The sequence below is a fragment of the Actinomadura formosensis NBRC 14204 genome (assembly GCF_001552155.1).
GTDB lineage: Bacteria > Actinomycetota > Actinomycetes > Streptosporangiales > Streptosporangiaceae > Spirillospora > Spirillospora formosensis.
The window spans coordinates 1-23182 of the sequence record NZ_BCQQ01000004.1 but is presented as its reverse complement, the minus strand read 5'-3'; the positions used below and the strand labels follow the sequence as shown (position 1 = coordinate 23182).

Genomic DNA, 23182 nt, shown 5'->3' with positions numbered 1-23182 from the left:
TGCCACACACACCCGATGGGGTGATGTGCCCCGCTCGATCAGTCGAGCAGCACCGCTACCTGGGTGCCGCGCAGCACTGCGCCGCACCGGTCGCACAGGAGTCTGACCTTGAGGTCTTGGCCGCAGGCGCGGTGGGTGTAGACGAGGGCGGGGCCTTCGGCGGCGCGGAACCACCGCTGGCCCCAGTCGACGGCGGTCATGATGACGGGGTGGAAGGCGCGCCCCTTCTCGGTCAGCCGGTAGCTGGACCAGGCGGCCCGTTCGCCGCCGGGCGTCTGGACGAACACGCCGAGCTCGCAGAAGACCCGCAGCCGGTCGGAGACGATCGTGGGCGGGGCGCCGAGCCACCGCTCGAAGTCGCGGAACCGGTGGGCGCCCTGGAACGCGGCGCCCAGGAGTGCCGCCGACCAGCGGTTGCCGATCAGAGCCATCGTCTCGGGGAAGAGGCCGGCCTCGCCCGAGGGCTGCGACCTGCGCCGGGTGGTCGCCGCGGGGACCGAGCGGCTCCAGGTGCCGCTCGGTCCGAATCCGCCGCTGATGTCGCCGGCCCGCACCGGCAGCCCGCAGGCCCCGCAGCCGAGGACGGGCATGAACTCACGGCCGCAGCCCCGGTGCACCATCCGCGGCAGCCGCTCGCGGTGGCCGGCCACCCAGGCCGACTCCCAGGCCCAGATCGTCAGCAGTACGGGCCACAGGTCCCGGCCGCGCTTGGTCAGGACGTAGTCGAAACGCCGGGACCGGGCCCGGTGCTCGGCCTTCATGAGCACGCCCATCTCGGTGAGCGCCGCCAGCCTGCGGGTCAGCACCGCGTCGGAGATCGGCAGCGCCTCCTTCCAGTCGACGTAGCGGCGGGCTCCCAGCAGCGCGTACCTGAGGATCAGCAGGTTCCACTCATCGCCGATCAGCCCGAGGGTCAGGCCGACGGCGTTGGTGGTGCCGCGGGGCAGCCGGGTGGGGCGGTCCGGCGGGTGCACCGTGAGCGGGGCCGCGGTCTCGGTGGCGTTTCGCTGACTCAACGAGGAGTTCGCCTTTCACAGGCCGGCCGCGGTCGCCGGCGGGTCCGTGCCGGCCCAGCCGGGGATGGCGGAACCGGGGGCCCAGGTGGCGTGCGTGCCACTGGAGATGCGTTCGGGCAGCAGGACGCGGGCGAGCGGGCCGTCGGCCGGCCGGGCGGCATCGAAGATCAGGCATTCGGAGCGATCTTCGTTCATGTCGCTGGTCAGGGTAACAACATAGCCGTCGTCCTCGGCGGTGGAGCCGACCCTCGGCGCCATGGCGGGCTCGCTGCCGTAGACGCCCTCGGGGAGGTCGTACCGCTCCTCGGCGCCGGTGAGCAGGTCGTGCTTGACCAGCCCGTTGAACAGGAACCAGCCGGCCACGCCGCTCGCGGCGTAGGCGTACCGGTGGCGGCGCCCGGCGTAGGTGTTGTTGAGGACGCCGAACTCGGTGATCGACTCCGACAGCCGTTCCTCCCTGCACCGGCCGGTCCTGAGGTCCAGGCGCCAGCGGTGCAGGCGGGTCTGCATGCGGTCGAGGGCCAGGAAACGGAACATGCGCTGGTAGAAGCCGCCGTCGCCGATGTCCTTGGGCTCGGGATCGCCCTGGAAGAAGCCGTCCAGGACGATCTCGTCGCCTTCCTCGTAGGCGTTGACGAAGTGCAGGACGTAGGTCGGCTCCGCCTCGAACCAGCGGATCTCCGATGCGCCGCCCCGCCGCGGGAGCACGCCGAGCCGGGTCGGCAGGTCGGGCCGGAACCGGGCCGCGTGGTGCCCCTTGGCCAGCAGGTCGGGGTCCCAGAACAGCGGGCAGTCGTTGAGGATCGCGTAGTTCTCGGTGAAGGCCATGTCGTGCGGCAGCCGCGGTCCCGGCAGCGGGACCTCGGTGTAGTGCACGAGGCGGTTCCCGGCGTCCACGACGCCGTAGTGCATGTAGGGGGCGTCCTTGCCGTAGTTGAAGAACAGCAGTTCGCCGGTGTGCCCGTCGGTCTTGGTGTGCGCGGAGACCCCGCAGGAAGGGAACATCCCTCCCCAGTCGGACTTGCCCAGTGTCTCCAGGGTGAGCGGGTCGAGCCGGTACAGGTCACCGCACTGGTAGAAGCTGGTGAGGGCCACCCCGGCATGGACGACCACGTCCGTGCTGGAGGCGTCCTTCATCCGGCCGCGCGCGCCCCAGCCGTCCCGGCGAAGCGACTTGCCGGGGTGCTCGGCGATGCCCGCCCACAGCGGGCCTCCGGCCTCCCGTTCGGCCAGCAGCCCATCGGTCTGGACGAAGCGGTTGCGGTAGAAGGCCCTGCCGTCGCGGAAGCCGACCGCGTGGACCATCCCGTCGCCGTCGAAGGGGTGGTAGCGCTCCAGCGCCGGATGCACGGGGTTCTCGGTGTTGCGCAGGTAGAGGCCGTCCAGGTCGGCGGGGATCTCGCCGACGACTTCGAGGTCGTCGGCCTTCCACTCCGTCGTCTGGGGCCGCCACGGTCCGGTCCGATAGGGGTGGTCGTCGTCTTCGGGGAGGGTCGACAGGACCCGGCCCAAGATCTCCACGTCCATGAGGGGCTCCCTCAGCCGAGTCCGATGACGAAGGTGACGGCGGTCGTCGTGCTGCCGCCGATGTTGAGGGTGGCCACGCGCCGGGCGCCGTCGACCTGGGTGTCGCCCGCGGTGCCCGTGAGCTGCCGGGCGGCGTCGACGAGCATCCGGACGCCGGTCGCGCCGACGGGGTGGCCGACGCCGATGAGCCCGCCGGAGGGGTTCACGGGGATGCGGCCGTCCTTCTCCAGATCGCCGTTCTCCACGGCCTTCCAGCTCTCGCCGGGGGCGGTGATGCCGAAGTGGTCCACGGCCATGTACTCCGACATGGTGAAGCAGTCGTGGGTCTCGATCACGTCGATCTCCGCCACCCCGGCGATCCCGGCGCGGCCGAAGGCGTCGGTCACCGCCTGCCGGACGTGCGGGAGGACGTAGCGGTCGTCCTTGGAGCGCTGGATCTTCTGGTCCAGGGAGAGCCCGACGGTGCGATGCCCCCAGCCCTGGACCCGGGCGACGCGGCTCCGCAGCTCGGGGCGGCGCTCCAGGTAGCGGTCGCTGACCAGGACGATGCCCGCTCCCCCGTCGGTGACCTGGCTGCAGTCGTGTCGGCGCAGCCTGCCCTCGACCAGCGGATTCGCCGTGTCGTCGGCGCTGAAGCTGGCGTCGGTCAGCTCCCAGGCGCGGGTCTGGGCCAGCGGGTTCGCGCGGGCGTTGCGGAAGTTGAGCTCGCCGATCGCGCGCAGGTGCGCGTCGTCGATGCCGTAGCGGCGGTCGTACTCGTCGGTGAGGGCGCTGAACATGTAGGGCCACATGAACGTGGCGTCCTGGCCCTCGTGCCCGACCCAGGCCGCGGCGCCGAGGTGCCGCGCCGCCAGGTCGCCGGAAACGGTCTTCTCCAGCTCCAGGCCCAGCACCAGCGCCACGTCGTAGCGGCCGGACTCCAGGTCCGCCATGGCCGCCAGCGCGGCGATGCCTCCGGACGCGCAGGCGGCCTCGTGCCGGGAGGCGGGCACGCCCCACAGCTCGGGCAGGACGGTGGCGGGCATGCCGCCGAGCTGGCCCTGGCCGGTGAACAGCTGGCCGAAGGCGTTGCCGACGTGGATCACCTCGATGTCGCCGGGTTCCAGCCCGGCGGCCTCCAGCGTCCGGGTGGCGACCTGCTCGGTGAGGTCGGCGAAGTCCAGGCCGGCGCGGGCCCAGTTGCGCGCGAAGTCGCTCTGGTAGCCGCCGAGTACCGATGTTCCCGTGGTCATCTGTCCGCTCCCTTCGGGTGGGGCGACCTGGAGCCCCTCAACCTTTTACTACAGTAGTGAGAGTTAGGCGTCAATGTCAGCTACGCAGCGATGCAGTACAGAGCCATGTTTTCTGAAATCCGAGCCTTGCTCACCATCGACAACTTCACTACATTTATGAGAGTAACTAGCAGGACGGGAGAGGCCGCATGACCGAAGCCCTCGTACTGGACTACGTGCGTACGGCCCGGGGGAAGGGCTCGTCGCGCGGATCCCTGCACGGGATCGGGCCGGTGGACCTCGTCGTGCGGCTCCAGCGGGCCCTCGTCGACAGGACGGGGCTGGACCCCGCGCGCGTCCAGGACGTGATCATCGGGTCGGCCTCCCAGGTCGACGAGCAGGGCGCCGACCTCGCCCGTACCGCGACGCTGCTGGCGGGCTGGGGGCCCGGTGTCCCCGGCGGCACGGTCAACCGGTTCTGCGCCTCGGGGATCGACGCCGTCTCACTGGCCGCGGCCCGCATCCGCGGCGGAGACCTCGGGCTCGTCGTGGCGGGCGGGGTCGAGAGCGTCTCGCGCGTCCCGATGTTCAGCGACCGCGGGCCGCTGTGGCACGACCCGGAGACGATCGCCCGGATCGGATCGGTGCACATGGGCATCGCCGCCGACCTCAACGCCACTCTCGACGGGTGGACCCGCGAGGAGCTGGACGCCTACGGCGTGGAGACCCAGCACAAGGCCGCCGCCGCCTGGGACGCGGGCCGCCACGACGGCTCGGTCGTCCCCGTCGCGTTGCCCGGCGGCGCACTCTTCGCCCGCGACGAGCTGATCCGCCCGGGGACCACCCTGGAAGCCCTGTCCGAATTGCCGCCGGCCTTCGCCGAGCTCGGCGCGCAGGGCCAGGACGCCCTCGCCCTCGCCGCCCACCCCGAGGCCGGGACGATCGAGCATCTGCACACCGTCGGCACGTCCCCCGCCCTCGCCGACGGGGCGGCGCTGCTCCTGCTCGGCGACGCCGACGCGGCCCGCGCCGCCGGGCTGCGCCCCCGCGCCCGCATCGTCGGCTCGGCCACCGTGGCCACCGACCCCGTCATCATGCTCACCGCCGGGCAGCAGGCCGTCGAGGCGGTCATCGCGCGGGCCGGGCTCACTCCGGCCGACATCGACGTCTTCGAGTTCGCCGAGGCGTTCTCGGCGCTGTGCCTGCGGCTGCGCCGCGACCTCGGCGCCGGACCCGACCGGCTCAACCCCAGCGGCGGCACCATCGCCATGGGCCATGCCTTCGGCGCCACCGGGGCCATCATGACCGGCGGCTGTGTCGAGGAACTCGAACGCCGTGAGGGGCGCTACGGCGTCGCCGCGGTCTCGGGAGCCGCGGGCCTCGGCGTCGCCGTCCTCATCGAGCGGATCCCCGCCTGACCGGATCCACCGGTTCGAGCGCGGTGACCGCAGAGAAGGGCTCAGCGGACTTGGAGAACGCCCGCCCCGACCGCGTTGCAGAGAAGAGCGGTCGGACGGCGGCGGGGGTCCCGCCGCCGTGGGCGCCGGTCAGGCGGTCCCGGCGGGACGGCCGAGTTCGGCGAGGTGGACGGCGATGATCTCGCGCATCCGCGCCGGGGTGGTCAGGTGGGGATGGGTCGCGGCGTGGACGGCCAAGCCGTCGACAAGGGCGTGCAGCCGGTCGGTCTCGTACTCCACGGCGGGTTCGGGTACGTCCAGGGAGCGTACGAGGGCGCGGCAGCCCTCGCGCAGGAGGGCGTACCCCTCGCTCTGCAGGGCGCGCAACTTCGGATCGACCATCGCGCGCGCGGTGAAGGCCAGCCATACCCGGTTCTCGACGGCGCGCTCCTCGTCCATCGGCAGCAGTTCGGCCAGCACCAGTTCGGCGCGGCGACGCTGGTCGGGGCCCGGGGGAAGCGTCGCTATCCGTTGCTGGATCCGTTCGATGATCGCGTGCAGGGTGAACGCCAGCAGCTCGGACTGCGTGGCGAAGTAGTGCCGTAGCGACCCCATCGACAGCCCGGCCTCGCTCGCCACGTTGCGGACCGAGGCCCGGTCCAGCCCGTCGCGCAGGATCACCCGCCATACCGCCGCCGCCACGTCCCGTCGCCGTTGCTCACTGTCCACCACTCGAGGCATCCCCCATTTGTAGCACAGTCGTGCTACTATCCCGGAAGTAGCACAGTTGTACTAGTAAACGCCGGACGGAGACCCCCGATGCGCCTTGAACCGTCCTCGCAACACCCGCCCGGGACCGATCCGCCGGCAGCCGGCGGATCGGTCCGCTCGTTGTTCCGCAATCGCGCCGTATGGCTGGCGGCGCTGGGATGGGTATCGGCGAACGCGCTGCTGCTGGTCCTGGCGGACCGGAGGCTCCCGCTCGACCTGCCCGGCACCGCGGAGCGCCCCACGTCCGCCTATCTGGTGGACTTCAATGTCCGGCTCGCCGAGGTCTTCCTCATCATGACCCTGGCCTTCTTCCTCACCCGGCGCCGGCCCAGGCCCGACCTGGCGGCCCGCGCCCCCGAGCGCGCCACGGCGCTCCGTGAGACCTTGCTGCTCATCGCCTACGGTGCCGGCGGGCTCGCCCTCGGCTTCGTGGTGGGGCGGACGTTCGGCTGGCACCCGTTCGGCCTGCACCTGGCCGGCTCGGTGAACGAGACGAACGACCACGTCGCGCGGTCCGAAGCGCTCGCCTGGGCCGGCTACAACCTGGTGGTGTTCGCGATCGTGCCGCTGGCGTACTTCTGGCGCCGCTACCCGGCCCGGGCGCTCAACCTGGTCTCCGCCGACCGGCGCGGCGACCTCCGCCTGATCGTCGTCGTGCTGCTGGTCGAGGGGATCGTGCAGATCGCCGCGCTGCGTCCGGAGATCTTCGACCTCGGCGCCAGGCAGTTGCTGCTGGGCGTGCCGCTCACCTTCATCCTTTACATGGCGGGCACGGTCCTGCCGACGATGGTGTTCATCTACGCGATCCTGATCCCGCGCTTCGTCAAGCTGACCGGCTCCGTCGCGACGACAGTGATCTTCGGCGGGCTGACCTACGCGGCATTGCATGTGTGGGACTCCTGGGCGGAGTACGGCTCCCCCCGGGAGGCGGCCGTCTCGATCGCCTTCCTGCTGCTCACCTACTTCGGCCCCGGCATGGTGAAGGCCTGGCTCACCGTACGCACGGGCAACGCGTGGGTGCACGTCTGGGCCTACCACGCCCTGGCGCCCCACACCCTGGTCGATACACCGCACGTCGCGCACACCTTCGGCATCCACCGATGACCTGGACGGGCAACTCCGATCCCTGGTCAGGCAGGCGACGCCCGTCCGCTCACCTGGTGCGGGTCACTGCTCGGCGCGGGTGAGGAACAGGGACTGTTCGCGTTCGTTGCGGGTGAGTGCGGCGGCGCGCCGGAACTCCTCGCGGGCCTCGTCCAGGCGGCCCAGCCTCTCGAGCAGGTCGCCACGTACGGCGGGCAGTTGCGGATAGGTCCTGAGGGAACGCTCCTCCCGCAGGGCGTCCACGATCTCCAGGCCCCGGGCCGGGCCGTACGCCATGCTCACCGCGACCGCGCGGTTCAGCTCCACCACCGGGGAGGGGGCGAGGTGGGCGAGCACCCGGTACAGGGCGGCCATTCGCTCCCAGTCGGTGTCCTCGGCCGTCGCCGCGCGGGCGTGGCAGGCGGCGATCGCGGCCTGCAGCCCGTACGGGCCGAGCGTGCCGAGTGCTTCGGCGCGGGCGAGGGCCGCCAGCCCCCGCTGGACGAGCAGGCGGTCCCACAGGCTCCGGTCCTGGTCGAGGAGCAGTACGGGCTCCCCGTCCGGGCCCGTCCTGGCACGAATCCGGGACGCCTGGATCTCCATCAGAGCGACCAGGCCGTGCACCTCGGTCTCGTCCGGCATGAGACCGGCCAGGATGCGGCCCAGGCGCAGCGCCTCCTCGCACAGCGCCGGGCGCATCCAGTCACCGCCGGCGGTCGCCGAGTAGCCCTCGTTGAAGATCAGATAGTTGACTTCCAGGACGGACACGAGCCGGGCGGACAGTTCGTCCGGCGCGGGCAGTTCGATCCGCACCCGCTTGTCGGCGAGGGTGCGCTTGGCCCGGAAGATCCGCTGCCCGACGGTCGGCTCCGGGACGAGGAAGGCCCGTGCGATCTCCTGCGTCGTCAGGCCGCCCAGTAGGCGGAGGGTCAGCGCCACCCGCCCCTCGGGCCGCAGCACGGGATGGCAGGCGGTGAACAGCAGCCGCAGCAGGTCGTCGCCGATGTGGTCGTCGAGGGCGTCGTCCACATCGGCCTCGGCCGACTCCTGGCGGAGCTCCAGGTCCCGGCCGATCTCCGCGAGCTTCTCGGCGTACCGGGCGTTGCGGCGGATCAGGTCGATCGCCCTGTGCTTGGCGGTGAGCGTGAGCCATGCGCCCGGGTTGTCCGGCACACCGGTCCGCGGCCACTGCTCCAGTGCGATGACCAGGGCGTCCTGAGCCAGTTCCTCAGCCAGGCCGACATCGTGGACCAGCCTGGCCAGGCCCGCGATCACCCGTGCGGACTCGATCCGCCAGACCGCCTCGACCGTCCGGTGTGAATCGCCACCTGTCATGGCCCGATCAAACCACCCGGGAACCCGCTGCCGCACCCTGCCCGGCACCGCGTACGCCCCCGGCCGGAAACCCGGCCGGGGGCGTCAACTCGGTGAGCCGGTGGAAGCGGTCACGCGGGGGCGGTGAAGTCCTCGGGGCCCATCACGCGCAGCATGTCCGCCTCACCCTCCCAGCCCTTCCAGTGGTCGCGGTGGACCTTCAGGAAGCGGGACGTCCACTCCACGGCCTCCTCCTTGGAGCGGACCTCGAACAAGGCGTAGCTGATCAGCTCCTTGGCCTCGGTGAACGGGCCGTCCATCGCGCTGATCGCACCCCCGGTGAGGGTGATCCGCGTGCCCTCCGAGCTGGGAGCCAGCCCGGCGGTGTCGAGCAGGGCGCCGGACCTGGTCGCCTCCTCCCCGAGCTTGGCGATGGCCTCCATCAGATCGGCGGGCGGCGGGGTGTCGGGCCGGTCGGTGACCCGGAGGATGATCATGTATCGCATGGTGCTCTCCTTCGATGATGTCGTCGGACGAACGGGTGTCGAGGGACGGGTCTCAGCCGCGGCCGGGCGTGGCGCGCCGGTACAGGTGGAGCGACAGGGCCGACATCCAGCCCCAGCTGATCAGGATCCCGGCGATGAAGGTCACGGTGGCCCACGCGGCGCCGCCGCCACCGGCGATCGCGGCAAATGACACCAGGAACAGCACACCGCTGAGCCGGGAGTAGACGGCCCAGCCCCCGCGGCCTTCGGCGGCGAACCGGTGGCCGATGACGAAGCAGGCGGCGACCAGGCAGAGGAAGCCGACGGTGCTGCCGGCGAGGTGGAGCATTCCATGCCAGCTGACCGCCCCCGGCCCCTCCGGCGTTCCCACCGGGAAGCCCATCGCCGGGTCCGCGCGGAAGACCCCCGAGGCGAGCAGGCCCGCGCTGTAACCGCCGACCAGACGGGGGGCCCAGGTCGCACCCCGCCCCGGGGCCAGGGCACGGCGCAGGCCCGCCGCGCAGGCGAGGGTCGTCGCCGCGGCCACCATGAAGTTGGTGATCTGGATCCAGCCGAGGTCGCCGTTGGCCAGCAGGCTCCACGCATGCCGGGTGAGGTCGAAGCCATCGCGGGTCAGCGCCTGGGCGAGCACCACCGCGATGAACACCGGCCCGGCGATGACGCCGTAGCCCAGGAGCGACCTGGTGACGCTGGTCTCCCGGTCGCAGGCGGCCCGGTGCGCGGCCCCCGACGTGGTCCTCGTCCGCTGCTCGATCACGGTCTTCTCCTCGCACGCCCTGGGCCCGGCTCCTGTTGCCCCTCTCGGCCCTCTGACCACACTTCGAACGGGAAGACGCGGATTCGACAGATCGGCTGGATTTTTCTCGGATACTTTTTCCGGCGGGCGTTACCCGTCACGGAACCGGCACACGCCCGGTTTTCAAGGGGCGATGTCCCTGAGCGCGGCCAGGGTGCGCCGGCCGCCCGGATCCGCGTCCACGCTCGCGGGCACGACCGCGATCTCATCGACGCCGGCGGCGGCGTACTCCGCGAGCCGGGTCCGGATCGTGCCGGCGTCCCCGACGAGCCCGACGGAGCCGATGAGCTCGCGCGGGATCGCGGCGAGCAACTCCTTGGGGTGCGGGCGGCCGCGGGCGAAGGCGACGAGGTCCCCGAAGCCCGCCTCGGTGAACATCTCCCCGTAGCCGGGAGCGGCCAGATAGCCGACCACGCCCCGGCGGAGCTGTTCCACCGCGGTCTCCTCCCCGTCCACCGCGGCCACCGCCCAGGCCGTCACCGGCGGGGCCGGCCGGCCGGCCTCGGCCGCGTCCGCGCGCATCTGGCCGACCAGGACGGCCGCCGAGGCGGGGGTGATCAGGTTGAGGACCATGCAGTCGGCGTACCGGGCCGCGGTCTTGACCGCGAAGCGGCCGAACGCGGCGACGGCGATCGATGTCCGCGGTGGGGCGAGCCGCAGACGGTAGCCCTTCGTGCTGACCGTCTGCCCGGCGAAATCCGTTTTTTCTCCCTTGAGCAGCGGTCGCAGGGCCTGGACCGATTCACGCAGCATGGTGGCGGATCGCTCACGGCTACGGCCGTGCCAGTGGCCGACCACCATGGGGCTGGAAGTGCCCACCGCCACATCGACTCCGCGGCCGGACAGGTCGGCCACCGAGGCGACGCCCCGCGCGATGAGCATGGGATCGCGAACCGCGACGGCCAGGGGGCCTATGGTCAGCCGCAGGCCCGCGGTCAGGTCGGCGATCCGGGTGGCCAGGGCGAACGCGTCATAGGTCGCCATCTCCCCGATCCACAGGTGCCGGTATCCCAGTTCGTCGGCGTGCCGTGCGGTCGACAGCGCCTCGGCCGGCGGGCGGTCCTGCCAGAAACCGAGCGAGACGGCCAGCGACGGCGTTTCCGCGGCGCTCACGAGACCCGCTCCAGGACGGCGGCGCTTCCCAGTCCGGCGGCGCCGCTGACGGCGATCACTCCGTAGCGCCCGCCCCGGCGTTCCAGTTCGCCGAGGCAGTTGGCGGCCAGGATCGGGCCGGTGGCGGCGAAGGCGTGCCCCATGGCGATGGTCCCTCCGTTGGGGTTGAACCGGTCATCGTCGATCTTCAGATCACGCTGGAACTTCAGGCAGGTCGCCGCGAACGCCTCGGCGACCTCGAAGACCGCGATGTCGTCCGGGCCGAGCCCGGCCCGCCGCAGCGCGGTCTCGGTCGCCTTCTGCGCGGCGGTCAGCATGACCACGGGATCCACGGCCACGCCGGCGGCCGACAGGATGCGGGCACGCGGCGCCAGCCCCCGCCCGGCTCCCGCCTCCGCCGTCCCGATCAGCGCGAGCGCCGCCGCGTCCGTGAGCGCGGGCGAGGTGCCCGCCGTGTGCAGGTGGGCGATCTCCGCGATCTGCGGATGGCGGCGCCGCACGAGGTCGTCCTGGCCGGAGGCGCCCGGCTCGGCGAAGGCGGGTGGCAGCCGGGTGAGGGATTCCAAGGTGGTCTCGGGCCTGATCGCCTCATCGACGGCGAAGTCCCGGCCGTCGGGCCCCGCGACGGGCACGAGGTCCCGGGCGAAGCGCCCCTCCCGCCAGGCGGCGGCGGCCCGCTGCTGGCTCCGCAGCCCGTAGGCGTCGAGTTCGGCGCGGCCGAACCCCTCGATCGTCGCGATCAGGTCGGCGGCGACGCCCATGGCGACGGAACCGGCCTTCTCCACGGTCTCGGGGTCGGTGAACAGCGGCGCCCGATCGGAGTACACGGGGGTGTGGGAGATCGACTCGACGCCTCCCGCCACGAGGAGCCCGGACGCGCCGGACCGGGCGTGCGCCGCGGCGGTGGTGATGGCGTCTACTCCCGAGGCGCAGAACCGGTTGAGGGTCATTCCCGGTACGGTGTCCCATCCCGCGAGGATCGCCGCCGTCCGGGCGAGGTTGCCTCCCTGGGCCCCGGTCTGGGTGGAGACGCCGAGGAGGACGTCCTCCACGGACGCCGCCGTCAGGCGGTGGCGCCGGCTGAGATGACCGAGCAGGTCGGTGACCAGGCTCAGGGGCGTCCGGTGGGCGAGTCCGCCGCCGGGCCTGGCCTTGCCGCGCCCGGTGCGGATCACGTCGAAGAGGTAGGCGTCGCTCATCGAGCGTCCTGCTCCTGGCGCAGTTGGTCGGCCCTGACCCAGCAGGCGTGGAAGCCCGAGGGGACCCGCTGGGGCAGCAGCACGCGGGCGACGGGCCCGGCGGTGATGTCCTCGGCGTCGAAGATGTCGACTTCGGCGCGGCCGGTGGACTCGTCGTTGACGAAGGTGACCACGTAGCCGTCGGTCTCGCCGGTCGAGCCGTCCCGGGGGGCGAAGGGCGCCTCGGCGCCCCAGCGGCCGGGTCCGAAGAAGTACTCCTGCTTGGTGCCCGTCTGGGAATCGAAGCGCACCAGACCGTCGAACAGCAGGGTGGGCTCGTTCGCCAGGCGCATGTTGTAGGAGTAGCGGTGGGACCTGCCCATGATCCTGGAGTCGATGCTGGGGAACTCGATGTTGCCGTCGTCCAGTGCCCTCTCCTGGGTCCGTCCGGTGGCGAGGTCGAACCGGTATCGGTAGAGCTGGGCGTCCAGGCGCATGTAGGCGAGCATGTTGGACAGCGGGGTGGCGAACGTCGTCTGGTGCTGGGGGTTCTTGACCCGGCAGACGTCCATGACGATCTCGTCGCCCTCCTCCCACGCGTTGATGACGTGGTAGATGTAGCAGGGCTTGGCCTCGAACCAGCGGACGTCGGAGGCTCCGTCGCCGTGCCGGGGGAGCACGGCGAACCGGGAGACGAGCGACTTGTCGTAGAAGATCCGGTACTTCCCCGCGGCGCGCGCCTGCTGGTCCTGGACCAGGGGCAGATCCATCAGGACCGTGTAGTTGGCGGTGATGGCCATGTCGTGCGGCAGGCGGGGGCCGGGGAGCGCCACCTCGGTCACGTGGGTCTGCTTGCCCTCGGCCCCGATGATGCCGTAGCGCAGCGCGGCCTTGTCGGGCCCGTAGTCGAACCACAGGAGTTCGCCGGTGGCCTCATCGACCTTGTTGTGGGCCATCATGTCGCCGGTGAAGGTGTCCAGGAAGTCCTGGGCGCCCAGGGTCTCCAGGGACAGCGGGTCGACGCCGTAGGGCTGCCCGCACAGGTACCAGGTGGCCAGCACCCTGCCCCGGTGCAGGATCACGTCGGTGTTGGCCGAGTCCTTGATGCCCAGGCCGTGGGTGTTGCCCCACGGGTTGTCCTTCGGGTTCTCCATGAGCCCGGTCCACAGGGCCCGGCCTGCCTCGGACTCCTCCTGGAACGCCCGCGTGCGGATGTACCGGTTGCGGTAGCGGGCGCGGCCGTTCTCGAAGTGGACCGCGTGGATCATGCCGTCGCCGTCGAACATGTGGTAGCGGCCCGGAGCCTCGAACTGGCGGTTGGGGCCGTTGCGCAGGTAGACGCCGTTGAGGTCGCGCGGAATCTGCCCGACCACCTCAAGGTCGTCGAGGGTCAGTTCCTCCTTCACGGGGGCGAACACCCCGAGGAGATAAGGGTTCGGCTCGTCGTCGACGACGCGGGCCACGGCGATCGGCTTTTCGGCACTGGACATGGGACCACCCTGAGTCGCTCAAAGAATGGAAGAACTACTATAAACGAAGTCAGCTCACCTGAGGAGGGCCGGGAGCCGCCGGCTCGTTCCTCCCGCCGGCGTCAGCCGGTCGCCACCGGACGGCGGGACTGGGTGATGCGGAACCGGCCCGTGACGAAGGAGTCGTCGGTGAGCGAGGCGTTGCCCGCCGGGTTCAGGCCCGTGACGTGGTAGTCGCTGTAGGCGGCGGAGAAGTTGAGCGGCATCGGCCCGCTCAGATTGCTGGTGAGCGCGGCTCCCGCCAGCGCGTAGGCGGCTTCGGCGCGATCGAGGTACCCCTCGTCGGTGGAGTAGGCGAACGCGGTGATGGCCCCCTGCTCGCGGGCGTCGCGCGTGGCCTGCTCCAGTGCCCGGTCGGCGTCGTCGGCGGTGATGACGAAGGCGACCGGGCCGAACCGCTCCCGGCCGTAGAGGTCATGGTCGGCGATGTCGAGCCGGGCCAGCAGCGGCCCGCTGGTGCGGGCGCCGGGGTACTCCGGGTGCTCATAGGGCGCCGGCTCCAGGACGACCCGGCCCTTCTCCGCCGCCTGGTCCCGGACGCGGTTCAGCAGGTCCAGCGTGTGGGGCGACTGGACCGTCGCCATGACCGCGGCGGCCCGGCGCGGCACCGTCGAGACGGCCTGAACGGCGGCGGCGAGGGCGTCGGCGAACTCGTCGGGCGTCATCTCGCCGTCCGCCGTCCTGATCCCGCCGCGGGGAACATAGATGTTCTGGGGGCTCGTGCACATCTGGGCGGAGAAGAGGCACAGGGATCCGGCTATGGCGCGGAGCTGGGCGTCCGGGTCCGACAGCGATTCGATGAGGACGGAGTTGGCGCCCGAGGTCTCGGTGTAGGCGATGGCCGGGTGGGCGTTGGCCTCCACCCAGGAGCCGAAGGCCGCCGAGCCGGTGAAGTCGACGATGCGGGTGCCGGGGTGGGAGATCAGCCGCTTGGCGACCGGCTCGGCGACGGTGTCCAGGGACAGGCCGACCAGGTCGGGGGAGAAGCCGGCCTCGGCCAGGGTCGTCCGGCAGATCCGCACCGCCTCGGCCATCTGCAGCACCGAGGTGGGGTGCGGCTTGAGGATCACCGGGTTGCCGGTGGCGAGGCTGGCGAAGAGCGCGGGATAGACGTTCCACGCGGGGAAGCTCGCACAGGCGATCACAACGGCGATGCCCCGGGGAACGAGCCGGTAGCGCTTGTCCAGGGTCACCTGATGCGTGCCGAACGCCCGGGACCACACCGCCGAGCGCGGCACTCGCTCCATGGCGGCGTGGGCCAGGGCGATGGCCTCGATGCCCCGGTCGATCGCGTTGGTGCCGCTGCCCGCCCAGCTCATTCCGAAGCTCTGCCCGGCGGTGTGCATCGCCGCGTACGCCAGTTCGAAGTTGCGCAGGTAGAGCTGCTCGCAGATCTCCAGGCACACGTCGACACGGGTCTGCGGGTCGGCCTGCCGCCAGGCGGGCCAGGCACGGTGTGCGGCGGCGAACAGGGCCTCCGGCTCCGCGGCCGGGTAGGAGATGCCGAGCGGAAGCCCCGTGTAGGGCGACACCTCGTCCTGCTGGACCCGCCAGTTCCCCGGGTGCTCCAGGGGGAAGCGGGAGCCGAGGCGATCGGCGAGCCACGCCTTTCCCGCGGCCTTGCCGCTTTCGCCGTTGGGGTGCGAGGCCGTGTCCTCGGGGTAGGCGGTCCAGCTCTCACGGGTACGGCACGCGCGCAGCGCCGCGGTCAGCGTCGAACGGTGCTCGTCCATGGGATCGGTGCTCATCTGCGTTCTCCTTGGGGGTCGTCGAGGGTCTGGTTTCCGGTGACCCCGGATCAGCCGCTCGTGGCCTCTGAACGGCGCCAAGGCCGGTAGGCCGTAGCAGCCCGGCGGCGCGGCGGTGACCGGTGGGACGGCTTGGCGCGGGACGGCGGCGTCCGTCGCCGGCCGGGTCCCGCCGGAGCGGCGTGTCCCCCTTTTGCCCAGGTCACCGATTGACCTCTGACTTTTCTTATCATAGTTTCCCCAGGGGCACGCTCCCTCGGGGAGCAGCACTGGAGGAGGAAACATGGAGGCAGGCGGCAGCCGGCCGGCGGCGTTGCATCCGAGCGAGCGCGTCACCGACTACACCACCCGCGGGTGGTGGACCGACGAGACGATCGGCGACCTGCTGCGCCGCCAGGTCCAGCGGCAGCCGGACGCCATCGCCGTGATCGACCCGCCCGACAAGCGGGACCTCATGGGCGTCGGACCGAACCGCTGGACGTGGACGGACCTCGACGCCGCGGTGGACCGGATCGCGGCGCAACTGCTGCGGCACGGCGTCAAGCCCGGCGACCTGGTCGGCGCGCAGCTGCCCAACTGCACCGAACTGGTGGCCACCTATCTCGCGACGATCAGGATCGGCGCCGTGATCTCACCGCTGCCGGTCCAGTACCGGGAGTACGAGCTCGGCCTGCTCGCCCCGCTGGCGGGCTTCACCGCCTTCATCACCGCCGGCCGCATCGGAGAGCGCGCCACCGCGCAGAGCGCTCTGGAGTCGCTGCGCACCACGGAGTCGCTGCGGCTCCTGCTGGCCTTCGGAGAGGACCTCCCGGACGGGGTCGTCCCGCTGGACGCCGCCCCCGCCGACGCGAGTGACCGGTCCCTCGTCGCCGACCACCTGACCACGTTCCAGGCGGATCCGAACGACTGTGTCACGGTGTGCTGGACATCGGGCACCGAGAGCACCCCCAAGGCCGTCCCCCGCTGCCACTACGACTGGCTCGCCATCTCCCGGCCGACCGTCGAGGGCCCCGAGCTGACCGGCGAGGACGTCATCCTCAATCCCTTCCCCCTGGTCAACATGGCCGCGATCGCCGGCACCCTGCTGCCCTGGCTCAGGTGCGGCACCACCTACGTCCTGCACCACCCCTTCACGCTGCCGACCTATCTGCGGCAGATCGCCGAAGAACGGGTCACCTACACGCTCGCGCCCCCGGCCGTGCTGACGATGCTCCTGCAGAACGAACAGCTGCTCGCGTCCACGGACCTGTCCTCGCTGCGTTCCATCGCCTCCGGGTCGGCGCCTCTGTCGCCGTCCATGGTGCGCGGATGGCAGGACAGGCACGGCATCTCGGTGGTCAATTTCTTCGGTTCCAACGAAGGCGCGTGCCTGCTGGGCGCCCCGGCCGACTTCCCCGACCCCGAGATCCGCGCCCGCTACTTCCCCCGCTACGGCGCGCCGGGGCAGAGCTGGCACGGCGAAGCCTCGAAGTGGATCTCGCTGCGCCTGGTGGACCTGGTCACCGGAAAGGACGTCACCGAACCGGGACGGCCCGGCGAGCTGCGCATCAAGGGCCCCATGGTGTTCGCCGGCTACCTGCCGGGCACCGCGGGCCACGACCCCTTCGACGAGCGGGGCTATCTGCGCACCGGGGACGTGTTCCAGATCGCCGGCGACCGCGACCAGTACCTGCTCTACGTGGACCGCAGCAAGGACCTCATCATCCGCGGCGGGATGAACATCGCCCCCGCCGAGATCGAGGCGCTGCTCACGGCCCATCCCGACGTCGCCGAAGCCGCGGTGGTCGGGTACCCCGACCCCGTGCTCGGGCAGAAGACGTGCGCGATCATCGCATCGGCGCCCGGCGCCCGCCCGGACACCGAGGCCCTGCTGCAGCACCTGCGCGAACTGCGCATCGCCTCGTACAAGCTCCCCGAGCGGTTCGTGTTCGTCGAGGCCCTCCCCCGCAACCCCGTCGGCAAGATCCTCAAGCGGGAACTGAGCAGGCGTCTCGACGCCGGCGAGCTCGACGAGCCCGTCGCGCAGGCATAGCCCCCCGAGAAGGATCGAGTGGCACCGGCGCGGCCGGCGGCGCGATAGGCGCCTCCGGCCCGCCGGTCGCCGGCGACCGGCGCCACCGCCCTGAGAGGGGCCGGTGACAGCACCGCGACAGTCGTGCACGGGCGCCTCCGGGGCCCCGGTCGGGCGAGCCGACCTCAGTACTGCAAGCGAAGTCAAGGAGTAAGGGAGTCGGCGTGGCCGAGGTGCTGGTGCTGGACGCCCAGCGCACCCCGTTCGGTGGGAACAGGGGCGGGCTGTCCGGAGTCAGGGTGGACGATCTGGCCGCCCACCCGCTGCGGGAGCTGATGAAACGCCATGCCGGGCTCGACCCCGCACGCATCGCCGATGTCGTGTACGGGGACACCAACGGCGCCGGGGAGGACAACCGCAACGTGGCGCGCATGGCGGCGCTGCTGGCCGGGCTGCCGGTGACCGTGCCCGGCGTGACGGTGAACCGGCTGTGCGGCTCGGGCGCGGAGGCGATCGTGCAGGCGGGGCGCGCGGTGGCCTGCGGCGACGCCGACCTCATCGTGGCCGGAGGTGTCGAGGGCATGAGCCGCGCCCCCTACGTGCTTCCGCCGATCGACGAGGCGCTGCCCCGGCGGCTGGACCTGACCCCCACCACGGTCGGCTGGCGGATGCCCAACCCGGCCTTCCCCCCGGAGTGGACGGCCTCACTCGGCGGCTCGGTGGACGTCGTCGCCGCCGAGCGGGGCATCGGCCGGGCCAGGCAGGACGAGTGGGCGGCCCGCTCCCACGAACGGGCGCACGCCGCCTGGGAGAAGGGCCTGCACGACGAGGTGGTCGCCCCGCTGGAGGGAGTGGTCAGGGACGAGTCGATCCGCCCGGACAGCACCCCGGCCGCACTCGCCCGGCTTCGCCCCGCCTTCACCCCCGGCGGCACCGTGACCGCCGGCAACGCCTCCCCCATCAACGACGGCGCGATCGCCGTCCTGATGGGCTCCCCCCGGGCGTCCGAAGAACTCGGACTCCCCCCGCTGGCCCGCGTCGTCGCCAGCGCCGTGGTCGCCCTGGAACCCCACCGCTTCGCCGTCGCGCCCGTTCCCGCCGTCCGCGCCGCCCTGCGCAAGGCCGGCCGGGACCTGTCCGACGTGTCGGTGCTGGAGCTCAACGAGGCGTTCGCGGCCATGGTCCTGGCCTGCGTGGACGATCTGGGGTTCCCCGAGGAGAAGGTCAACCCGCACGGGGGCGCCCTCGCCCTCGGCCATCCCCTGGGCGCCTCGGCCGCGCGCATCGTGGTCGACTGCGCCCGGGAGCTGCGCCGAAGAGGCGGTGGCATCGGGGTGGCCGCGGCCTGTATCGGCGTCGGCCTGGGCATCGCCCTCGTCCTGGAGGCGTGAGGTGGACGACGTCTCCCCGCGCCCCACCCCGCCGGACCCGACTCCGGAGAACCTCACCCGGATGACCGAGGGCAGGCTTCCCGGCCTGCTCGGGTTCCGCGTCGTGGAACTCGCCGGCCGCAGCGTCGTGGCCGAACTCGACGTCCGTCCCGACCTTCTGGCGCCCAACGGCTACCTGCACGCCGCGACGGTCGTGGCCCTGGCCGACACCGCCTGCGGCATCGGTTGCCGCCTGGCGCTCCCCGAAGGCGCGAAGGGCTTCACCACCACCCAGGTGACCAGCAACTACGTCGGAACCGCCCGCGAGGGCAGGGTCCGCGCCGTCGCGTCGCTCTCCCACGGCGGGCGGCGCATGCAGATCTGGGACGCCGACGTCACCGACGAGGCCGGCCGCAGGATCGCCATATTCCGCTGCACCCAGCTCATCTTCTGGCCATGACGGACACACGCCCCCAGATGAGAGGGGCGTTACCAGCATTCAGCGTTCATGAGACGCCGCGCGATCTCCCGCCGATGGATCTTGCCGGTCGCGTTCAGCGGCAGATCGGTGACCCGGTGCGCGGACTTGGGGCGCTTGTGCGAAGGGAGCCGGTCACGGCAGTGGGTCAGCAGCTGTGAGGGCTCGATCTCATGGTCTGGCAGGCAGGAGTAGACCGCGGTGATCCGCTGGCCCCAGCGCTCGTCGGGCAGGCCCACGACCGCGGCGGACGCGATGCCGGGAAGGCAGGTGATCGCCTCCTCGACCTCGCGGGGATAGACGTTGTATCCGCCAGTGATGATCATGTCGTTCCGGCGGTCGGTCAGCCAGAGCCTTCCGCCGGGCCCCAGGCGCCCGACGTCGCCGGTGCGCAGGTACCCGTCGATGAAGGACTTTCCGAGGTCGTCGCGATCCGCGGCGTTGAAGTAGCCCGTGGTGACGGGATCTCCCGAGACCAGCACCTCCCCCGTCTCGCCCTCGGGGACGGGCCGGCCGTCCTCGCCCGCCACCCGCAGGTCGACGGCCGGGCAGATCCGGCCCGCGGAGGCCAGGAGTTCCGGCCGCCCGGCCAGACCGCGAGCGTGGTCGTCCTCGTCCAGGACGGTCAGCGGGGGCATCGCCTCGACCAGGCCGTAGTACTGGACGAGGCGGGGCGTCAGCCGTTCACTCGCCCGGCGGATGTGCTCGACGGGCATGGGGGAGCCCGCGTAGGCGAGCATCCGCAGGGAGGACGGCGGGGCGGTCGCGGCGTGCGCCAGCCGGTCCACCATGGTGGGGACGAGGGCGATGTGGGTGACCTGGTACTCGTCGATGGCGTGGAGTATCTGCTCGGCGTCGGCGTGGTCGAGCATGGCCTGAAGCGCGCCCGCCATGAGGAACGGCAGGACGAACAGCCCGCTGGTATGGATGGCCGGCCCGGCGTGCAGGTAGACCGAATCCCGGGCGGGTGGGCCGCCGAGGACTTCGTGGGTCATGGCCAGGGCCGAGGCGATGCGGTTGCGGTGGGTGCGCCGGGCCCCCTTCGGATGGCCGGTCGTCCCGGACGAGTAGGCCAGGCCGGCCAGGTCGTCCACGTGCCCGAGCCTGAGCGGACCGGCGGGCGCGGTGTCGTGAAGCCGGGTCCACGGCTGCCCGGGCCCCTCTCCCAGGACGACGGTCCGCGCGGCGCCCAGTCCGCTGCGCAGCGCTTCGGTCTCCTCGGTGTACCGCCCGTCGTAGATCAGTGCGCCGGCCCCGCAGTCATCGGCCATGCGCTCCCATTCGCGGGGGCCGAGGCGCGGATTGAGCGGCACGCGGACCAGCCCGGCCAGTGCCAGCGCCAGATCCGACTCCACGAGCGCGCAGCCGTTGGGCAGCAGTTCCATGACCCGCTCTCCGGGGCGCAGGCCCAGGGCGAGCAGAGCGCGGGCCAGGCGGTCGGCCCGGTCGACGAGTTCGGTGAAGCTCCGGCCCCCGTCAGGGCCGATCACCGCGGGTCGGTCGCCGAAGCGGGCCGCGGCGCGGCGGGCGAGCAGGCCGATGGTCATGAGTCTCTCCGAACCTCCCGATGCGATGACTTACTACTATAAGCAAAGTCAGCAGGGAAGGGCGCGGAGAGACCGGGCACCGGCCCGATGTCGCTGTCAGCCGGTCGCGGCGGCCCCTTCGACGTCACGCCGGGGCAGCCGCTGGATCAGCCCGCCCGCACCGGCGACGGCGAAGGTCACGGACGTGCGTTCCAGTGCCTTCCCGCACGAGCGGCAGCGCAGGTAAGGCCGGAAGGGCTCACCGCATGCCCGGTGCACGATCCGCAGGTCGGTGCCGGGCGGGCCGGTGTACCAGCGTTGCGCCCAGTCGACGAGGAAGGCGAAGACGTCGAAGAAGGCGATGCCCTTGTCGGTGAGCCGATAGCTCGACCGGCGGCCCTGTCCCCCGCCGGCGGTGAGCACGCCCAGCTCGGTGAAACGGCGCAGCCGGCTGGACAGGACCGAAGGCGCCACACCCAGGCCGGACTGGAGATCAACGAACCGCTGCACTCCCAGCAGCGCCGCGGCGAGCAGGACCGTGCCCCACCGGTCCCCCAGCAGCTCGAAGGTCTCAGGGAAGTACGACAGGGGATCGTCTTCCCCTTTGACGCGCACGGTCTTGCGATGCAAACGCGGCACCGCGACTTGCGCGAACGTCGCGGCACCGCGTTCGGTGACGGTGTCGCGCGCGGTGACGGGGGCCAGTCCGCAGGACGTGCAGCCGATCTCGACATCGGTGCGCTCGCCGCAGGTCTCATGGATCAGTTCGGGCAGCCCGGCCCGGCGCGGCACCCAGGCGCGCTCCCAGGACCAGACCGCCACCAGCAGCGGCCACAGCTCCCTGGCCTGCTCGGTGAGCAGGTACTCGGTGCGGGTGCGGCCTTCCTCCCGGTAGGGAGACGGCGAGAGCAGTCCGCCCGCGACGAGTTCCTTGAGCCGGTTGGCCAGCACGGATTCGGACACCCCCAGCTCGTCCCGCCAGTCGGCGAAACGGCGGACGCGCAGGAGAAAGGCCCGCTGCAGGATCAGCAGGGTCCACTGATCACCGATCGCCAGCAGCGCCTGCCCGATGGCGCTGGGCTGCGCTCCCGGAGCCGCCCGGCCCGCCATGGGATCACCCTTCCCTTCTCCCACCACTCCGCAATGCTACTTCGGACCCTGGTTGCTCCCGGTCCCCAGCCGCACTATGCGATCAGTGCCCGGCCTGGCCCGGCCCGGAGAAGAGGCGGACTGCGCCACGCCTCCGGCGAAAGGCAGTGAACTGTTCACCGCCTTTCGCCGGCCAGAAGCGTCACGAAGATCTGCCTTCCAGGCGTGGGACGTCCATGGGCACTTCACTTATCGGGAGGGCCATCGGGATAATTCTCTTCCTCGCAGTCGAGATCACGTCGGCTTGAAAGACTTCACCGAACCGCGGGCTTCAAAGCGCCATCCTGCGCGGTTGCGGGCCGCGCGTCCCGCTCGCACCTGTCAGACCGCGTGTCCGCCTGTCAGGAAGTGCCTGGCGAACAGGCTGACAACATCGATCTCCTTGTGGACGCGCGGGCAATCCGTGACTGTGGACTCCGCCGCGGGCTTCGTTCCCAATCGCCCGCAATCAGGAGACAAGGATGAAACTTTCCTCATATGCCGCTGCCCTCGCGGTGACCACCCTGCTCACTTCCCTGACCGGAGCATCCGGAATGTCGGCGGCACAGGCGGCCGGCACCAAGGCTCTTCCGAGCGTGAATATGGAAGCCGCAGTGAAGGCGGCCCAGATCGACCCGCGGCGGTCTGACAGCACGCTGACCCCGGGCGCAAAAGCCAGCGTGCTCCTCATTGAGCGGGCGCTGCGCGACCGGCACCTGCTCGACGCGAAGTGGGTGGACGGGTACTTCGGCACCACAACGGTCGCCGCCTACACGAAGTACCAGAAGTCGCTCGGCTACACCGGTGTCGCCGCCAACGGCCTGCCGGGCAAGGCGTCGCTCGCCAAACTCGGCGCCGGGCGCTTCACGGTCACCCGCACCATCGGCCCGGGGACCCGGGTGTCCACCGGCGGGTTCGTCATCAACACCCGCACGCGGAGCATGCTGGCCGAGGCGAAGCGGCTGCTCGGCCGCAACCTCGTGCTGGAGCAGGGCTCGTACAACCCCGGCGGCGACCCCACGTCCGCGGGCACCCACGACGGCGGCGGCGTCGTCGACATCTCGGTCAAGGGGATGAACTCCGCCACCCGCACCGCGACCGCCCGCGCGCTGCGCCAGGTCGGCTTCGCGGCATGGGTGCGCAGCCCCGCCCAAGGCAACTGGCCGTGGCACATCCACGCCGCCGCCATCAGCGACACCGACCTCTCCAGCCAGGCCCAGCACCAGGTCGGCGACTACTACCTCGGCCTGAACGGGCTCGCCGGACGCGGCCGGGACGACGGCCCGAAGGTGACCATCCGCACCTGGGAGGAGTACCAGCGCCGCTGACCCATCCGAACCCCAGGCTTCGCAGACAAGCTTCGCAACCAAAGGGAGACAAGGCATGAGCACGCTCAGCAAGATCCTCACCACGACGACCGCCGCCATCGCGATCGGCGGGGCGGCGGCCGCCCTCGCATCGCCCGCCTCTGCGGCCAGCC

At 71.6% G+C, this 23182-nt stretch carries 19 protein-coding genes; 6 read left to right on the top strand and 13 right to left on the bottom strand.

Features of this window, described 5'->3' with window-relative positions; all coding sequences use genetic code 11:
- Positions 1 to 38: 38 nt before the first annotated feature.
- The 3 genes from AF1_RS01555 to AF1_RS01545 are packed head-to-tail and all read right to left on the bottom strand — an operon-like array spanning position 39 to position 3775.
- The gene (locus AF1_RS01555) at positions 39 to 1016 is read right to left on the bottom strand and encodes a winged helix-turn-helix transcriptional regulator (protein ID WP_242608569.1); all 978 of its coding nucleotides are present in this window, start codon (positions 1014 to 1016) and stop codon (positions 39 to 41) included.
- A 15-nt stretch (positions 1017 to 1031) separates the two neighbouring features.
- A complete protein-coding gene (locus AF1_RS01550; RefSeq protein WP_067792770.1) occupies positions 1032 to 2543 on the bottom strand; it encodes a carotenoid oxygenase family protein in 1512 nt (503 codons plus the stop codon).
- A gap of 11 nt (positions 2544 to 2554) precedes the next feature.
- Entirely contained in the window at positions 2555 to 3775 is a 1221-nt protein-coding gene (locus AF1_RS01545) for an acetyl-CoA acetyltransferase (RefSeq protein WP_067792767.1), read from the bottom strand.
- A 188-nt stretch (positions 3776 to 3963) separates the two neighbouring features.
- Here AF1_RS01545 and AF1_RS01540 point away from each other — a divergent pair, with 188 nt between their 5' ends.
- A complete protein-coding gene (locus AF1_RS01540) occupies positions 3964 to 5172 on the top strand; it encodes an acetyl-CoA C-acyltransferase (protein WP_067792764.1) in 1209 nt (402 codons plus the stop codon).
- A 129-nt stretch (positions 5173 to 5301) separates the two neighbouring features.
- Here AF1_RS01540 and AF1_RS01535 read toward each other — a convergent pair whose 3' ends face one another.
- Positions 5302 to 5892: a TetR/AcrR family transcriptional regulator gene (locus AF1_RS01535; protein ID WP_084262329.1), complete on the bottom strand. Its 591-nt coding sequence runs from the start codon at positions 5890 to 5892 to the stop codon at positions 5302 to 5304.
- A 150-nt stretch (positions 5893 to 6042) separates the two neighbouring features.
- Between AF1_RS01535 and AF1_RS01530 the strand changes: the two genes are divergently transcribed.
- Positions 6043 to 7026: a hypothetical protein gene (locus AF1_RS01530; RefSeq protein WP_207393913.1), complete on the top strand. Its 984-nt coding sequence runs from the start codon at positions 6043 to 6045 to the stop codon at positions 7024 to 7026.
- Positions 7027 to 7089: 63 nt separating this feature from the next.
- Here the strand turns inward: AF1_RS01530 and AF1_RS01525 are convergent, their stop codons facing one another.
- The 7 genes from AF1_RS01525 to paaN form a co-directional block, all read right to left on the bottom strand.
- On the bottom strand, positions 7090 to 8340 hold the full coding sequence (locus tag AF1_RS01525) for an RNA polymerase sigma factor (RefSeq protein WP_067792756.1): 1251 nt from the start codon (positions 8338 to 8340) through the stop codon (positions 7090 to 7092).
- A gap of 110 nt (positions 8341 to 8450) precedes the next feature.
- Entirely contained in the window at positions 8451 to 8825 is a 375-nt protein-coding gene (locus AF1_RS01520) for a YciI family protein (protein WP_067792753.1), read from the bottom strand.
- A gap of 52 nt (positions 8826 to 8877) precedes the next feature.
- On the bottom strand, positions 8878 to 9582 hold the full coding sequence (locus tag AF1_RS01515; RefSeq protein WP_242608570.1) for a DUF998 domain-containing protein: 705 nt from the start codon (positions 9580 to 9582) through the stop codon (positions 8878 to 8880).
- A gap of 162 nt (positions 9583 to 9744) precedes the next feature.
- On the bottom strand, positions 9745 to 10734 hold the full coding sequence (locus tag AF1_RS01510; protein WP_084262328.1) for an LLM class F420-dependent oxidoreductase: 990 nt from the start codon (positions 10732 to 10734) through the stop codon (positions 9745 to 9747).
- Complete coding sequence (locus tag AF1_RS01505) at positions 10731 to 11933, bottom strand: acetyl-CoA C-acyltransferase (RefSeq protein WP_067792750.1); 1203 nt, start codon at positions 11931 to 11933, stop codon at positions 10731 to 10733. The genes AF1_RS01510 and AF1_RS01505 overlap by 4 nt, the downstream gene beginning before the upstream one ends.
- Positions 11930 to 13402 carry a carotenoid oxygenase family protein gene (locus AF1_RS01500; protein ID WP_067792747.1) on the bottom strand — a complete coding sequence of 491 codons (1473 nt, stop codon included), beginning with the start codon at positions 13400 to 13402 and terminating at the stop codon, positions 11930 to 11932. The genes AF1_RS01505 and AF1_RS01500 overlap by 4 nt, the downstream gene beginning before the upstream one ends.
- Before the next feature lie 101 nt (positions 13403 to 13503).
- On the bottom strand, positions 13504 to 15189 hold the full coding sequence (gene paaN / locus AF1_RS01495) for a phenylacetic acid degradation protein PaaN (protein ID WP_207393914.1): 1686 nt from the start codon (positions 15187 to 15189) through the stop codon (positions 13504 to 13506).
- 283 nt (positions 15190 to 15472) lie between these two features.
- Between paaN and AF1_RS01490 the strand changes: the two genes are divergently transcribed.
- From AF1_RS01490 to AF1_RS01480, 3 genes are all read left to right on the top strand, one after another.
- Complete coding sequence (locus AF1_RS01490; protein ID WP_067792744.1) at positions 15473 to 17221, top strand: class I adenylate-forming enzyme family protein; 1749 nt, start codon at positions 15473 to 15475, stop codon at positions 17219 to 17221.
- Between the two features lie 203 nt (positions 17222 to 17424).
- Complete coding sequence (locus AF1_RS01485) at positions 17425 to 18591, top strand: thiolase family protein (RefSeq protein WP_067792741.1); 1167 nt, start codon at positions 17425 to 17427, stop codon at positions 18589 to 18591.
- Between the two features lies 1 nt (position 18592).
- Positions 18593 to 19030, top strand: a complete 438-nt coding sequence (locus AF1_RS01480; protein ID WP_207393915.1) for a PaaI family thioesterase — start codon at positions 18593 to 18595, stop codon at positions 19028 to 19030.
- 29 nt (positions 19031 to 19059) lie between these two features.
- Here AF1_RS01480 and AF1_RS01475 read toward each other — a convergent pair whose 3' ends face one another.
- Complete coding sequence (locus tag AF1_RS01475; protein ID WP_067792738.1) at positions 19060 to 20595, bottom strand: class I adenylate-forming enzyme family protein; 1536 nt, start codon at positions 20593 to 20595, stop codon at positions 19060 to 19062.
- Between the two features lie 96 nt (positions 20596 to 20691).
- Positions 20692 to 21684: a winged helix-turn-helix transcriptional regulator gene (locus AF1_RS01470; protein WP_067792735.1), complete on the bottom strand. Its 993-nt coding sequence runs from the start codon at positions 21682 to 21684 to the stop codon at positions 20692 to 20694.
- A gap of 632 nt (positions 21685 to 22316) precedes the next feature.
- Between AF1_RS01470 and AF1_RS01465 the strand changes: the two genes are divergently transcribed.
- A complete protein-coding gene (locus AF1_RS01465; protein WP_255218768.1) occupies positions 22317 to 23030 on the top strand; it encodes a peptidoglycan-binding domain-containing protein in 714 nt (237 codons plus the stop codon).
- Positions 23031 to 23182: the final 152 nt, after the last annotated feature.

Bases quoted from the DNA above. Each gene is read 5' to 3' on its own strand.
- AF1_RS01540 (WP_067792764.1), top strand. From the start codon at position 3,964: ATGACCGAAGCCCTCGTACTGGACTACGTGCGTACGGCCCGGGGGAAG.
- AF1_RS01470 (WP_067792735.1), bottom strand. From the start codon at position 21,684: ATGGCGGGCCGGGCGGCTCCGGGAGCGCAGCCCAGCGCCATCGGGCAG.
- AF1_RS01535 (WP_084262329.1), bottom strand. From the start codon at position 5,892: ATGCCTCGAGTGGTGGACAGTGAGCAACGGCGACGGGACGTGGCGGCG.
- AF1_RS01500 (WP_067792747.1), bottom strand. From the start codon at position 13,402: ATGTCCAGTGCCGAAAAGCCGATCGCCGTGGCCCGCGTCGTCGACGAC.
- AF1_RS01475 (WP_067792738.1), bottom strand. From the start codon at position 20,595: ATGACCATCGGCCTGCTCGCCCGCCGCGCCGCGGCCCGCTTCGGCGAC.
- AF1_RS01520 (WP_067792753.1), bottom strand. From the start codon at position 8,825: ATGCGATACATGATCATCCTCCGGGTCACCGACCGGCCCGACACCCCG.
- AF1_RS01545 (WP_067792767.1), bottom strand. From the start codon at position 3,775: ATGACCACGGGAACATCGGTACTCGGCGGCTACCAGAGCGACTTCGCG.
- AF1_RS01550 (WP_067792770.1), bottom strand. From the start codon at position 2,543: ATGGACGTGGAGATCTTGGGCCGGGTCCTGTCGACCCTCCCCGAAGAC.
- paaN (WP_207393914.1), bottom strand. From the start codon at position 15,189: ATGAGCACCGATCCCATGGACGAGCACCGTTCGACGCTGACCGCGGCG.
- AF1_RS01525 (WP_067792756.1), bottom strand. From the start codon at position 8,340: ATGACAGGTGGCGATTCACACCGGACGGTCGAGGCGGTCTGGCGGATC.
- AF1_RS01505 (WP_067792750.1), bottom strand. From the start codon at position 11,933: ATGAGCGACGCCTACCTCTTCGACGTGATCCGCACCGGGCGCGGCAAG.
- AF1_RS01490 (WP_067792744.1), top strand. From the start codon at position 15,473: ATGGAGGCAGGCGGCAGCCGGCCGGCGGCGTTGCATCCGAGCGAGCGC.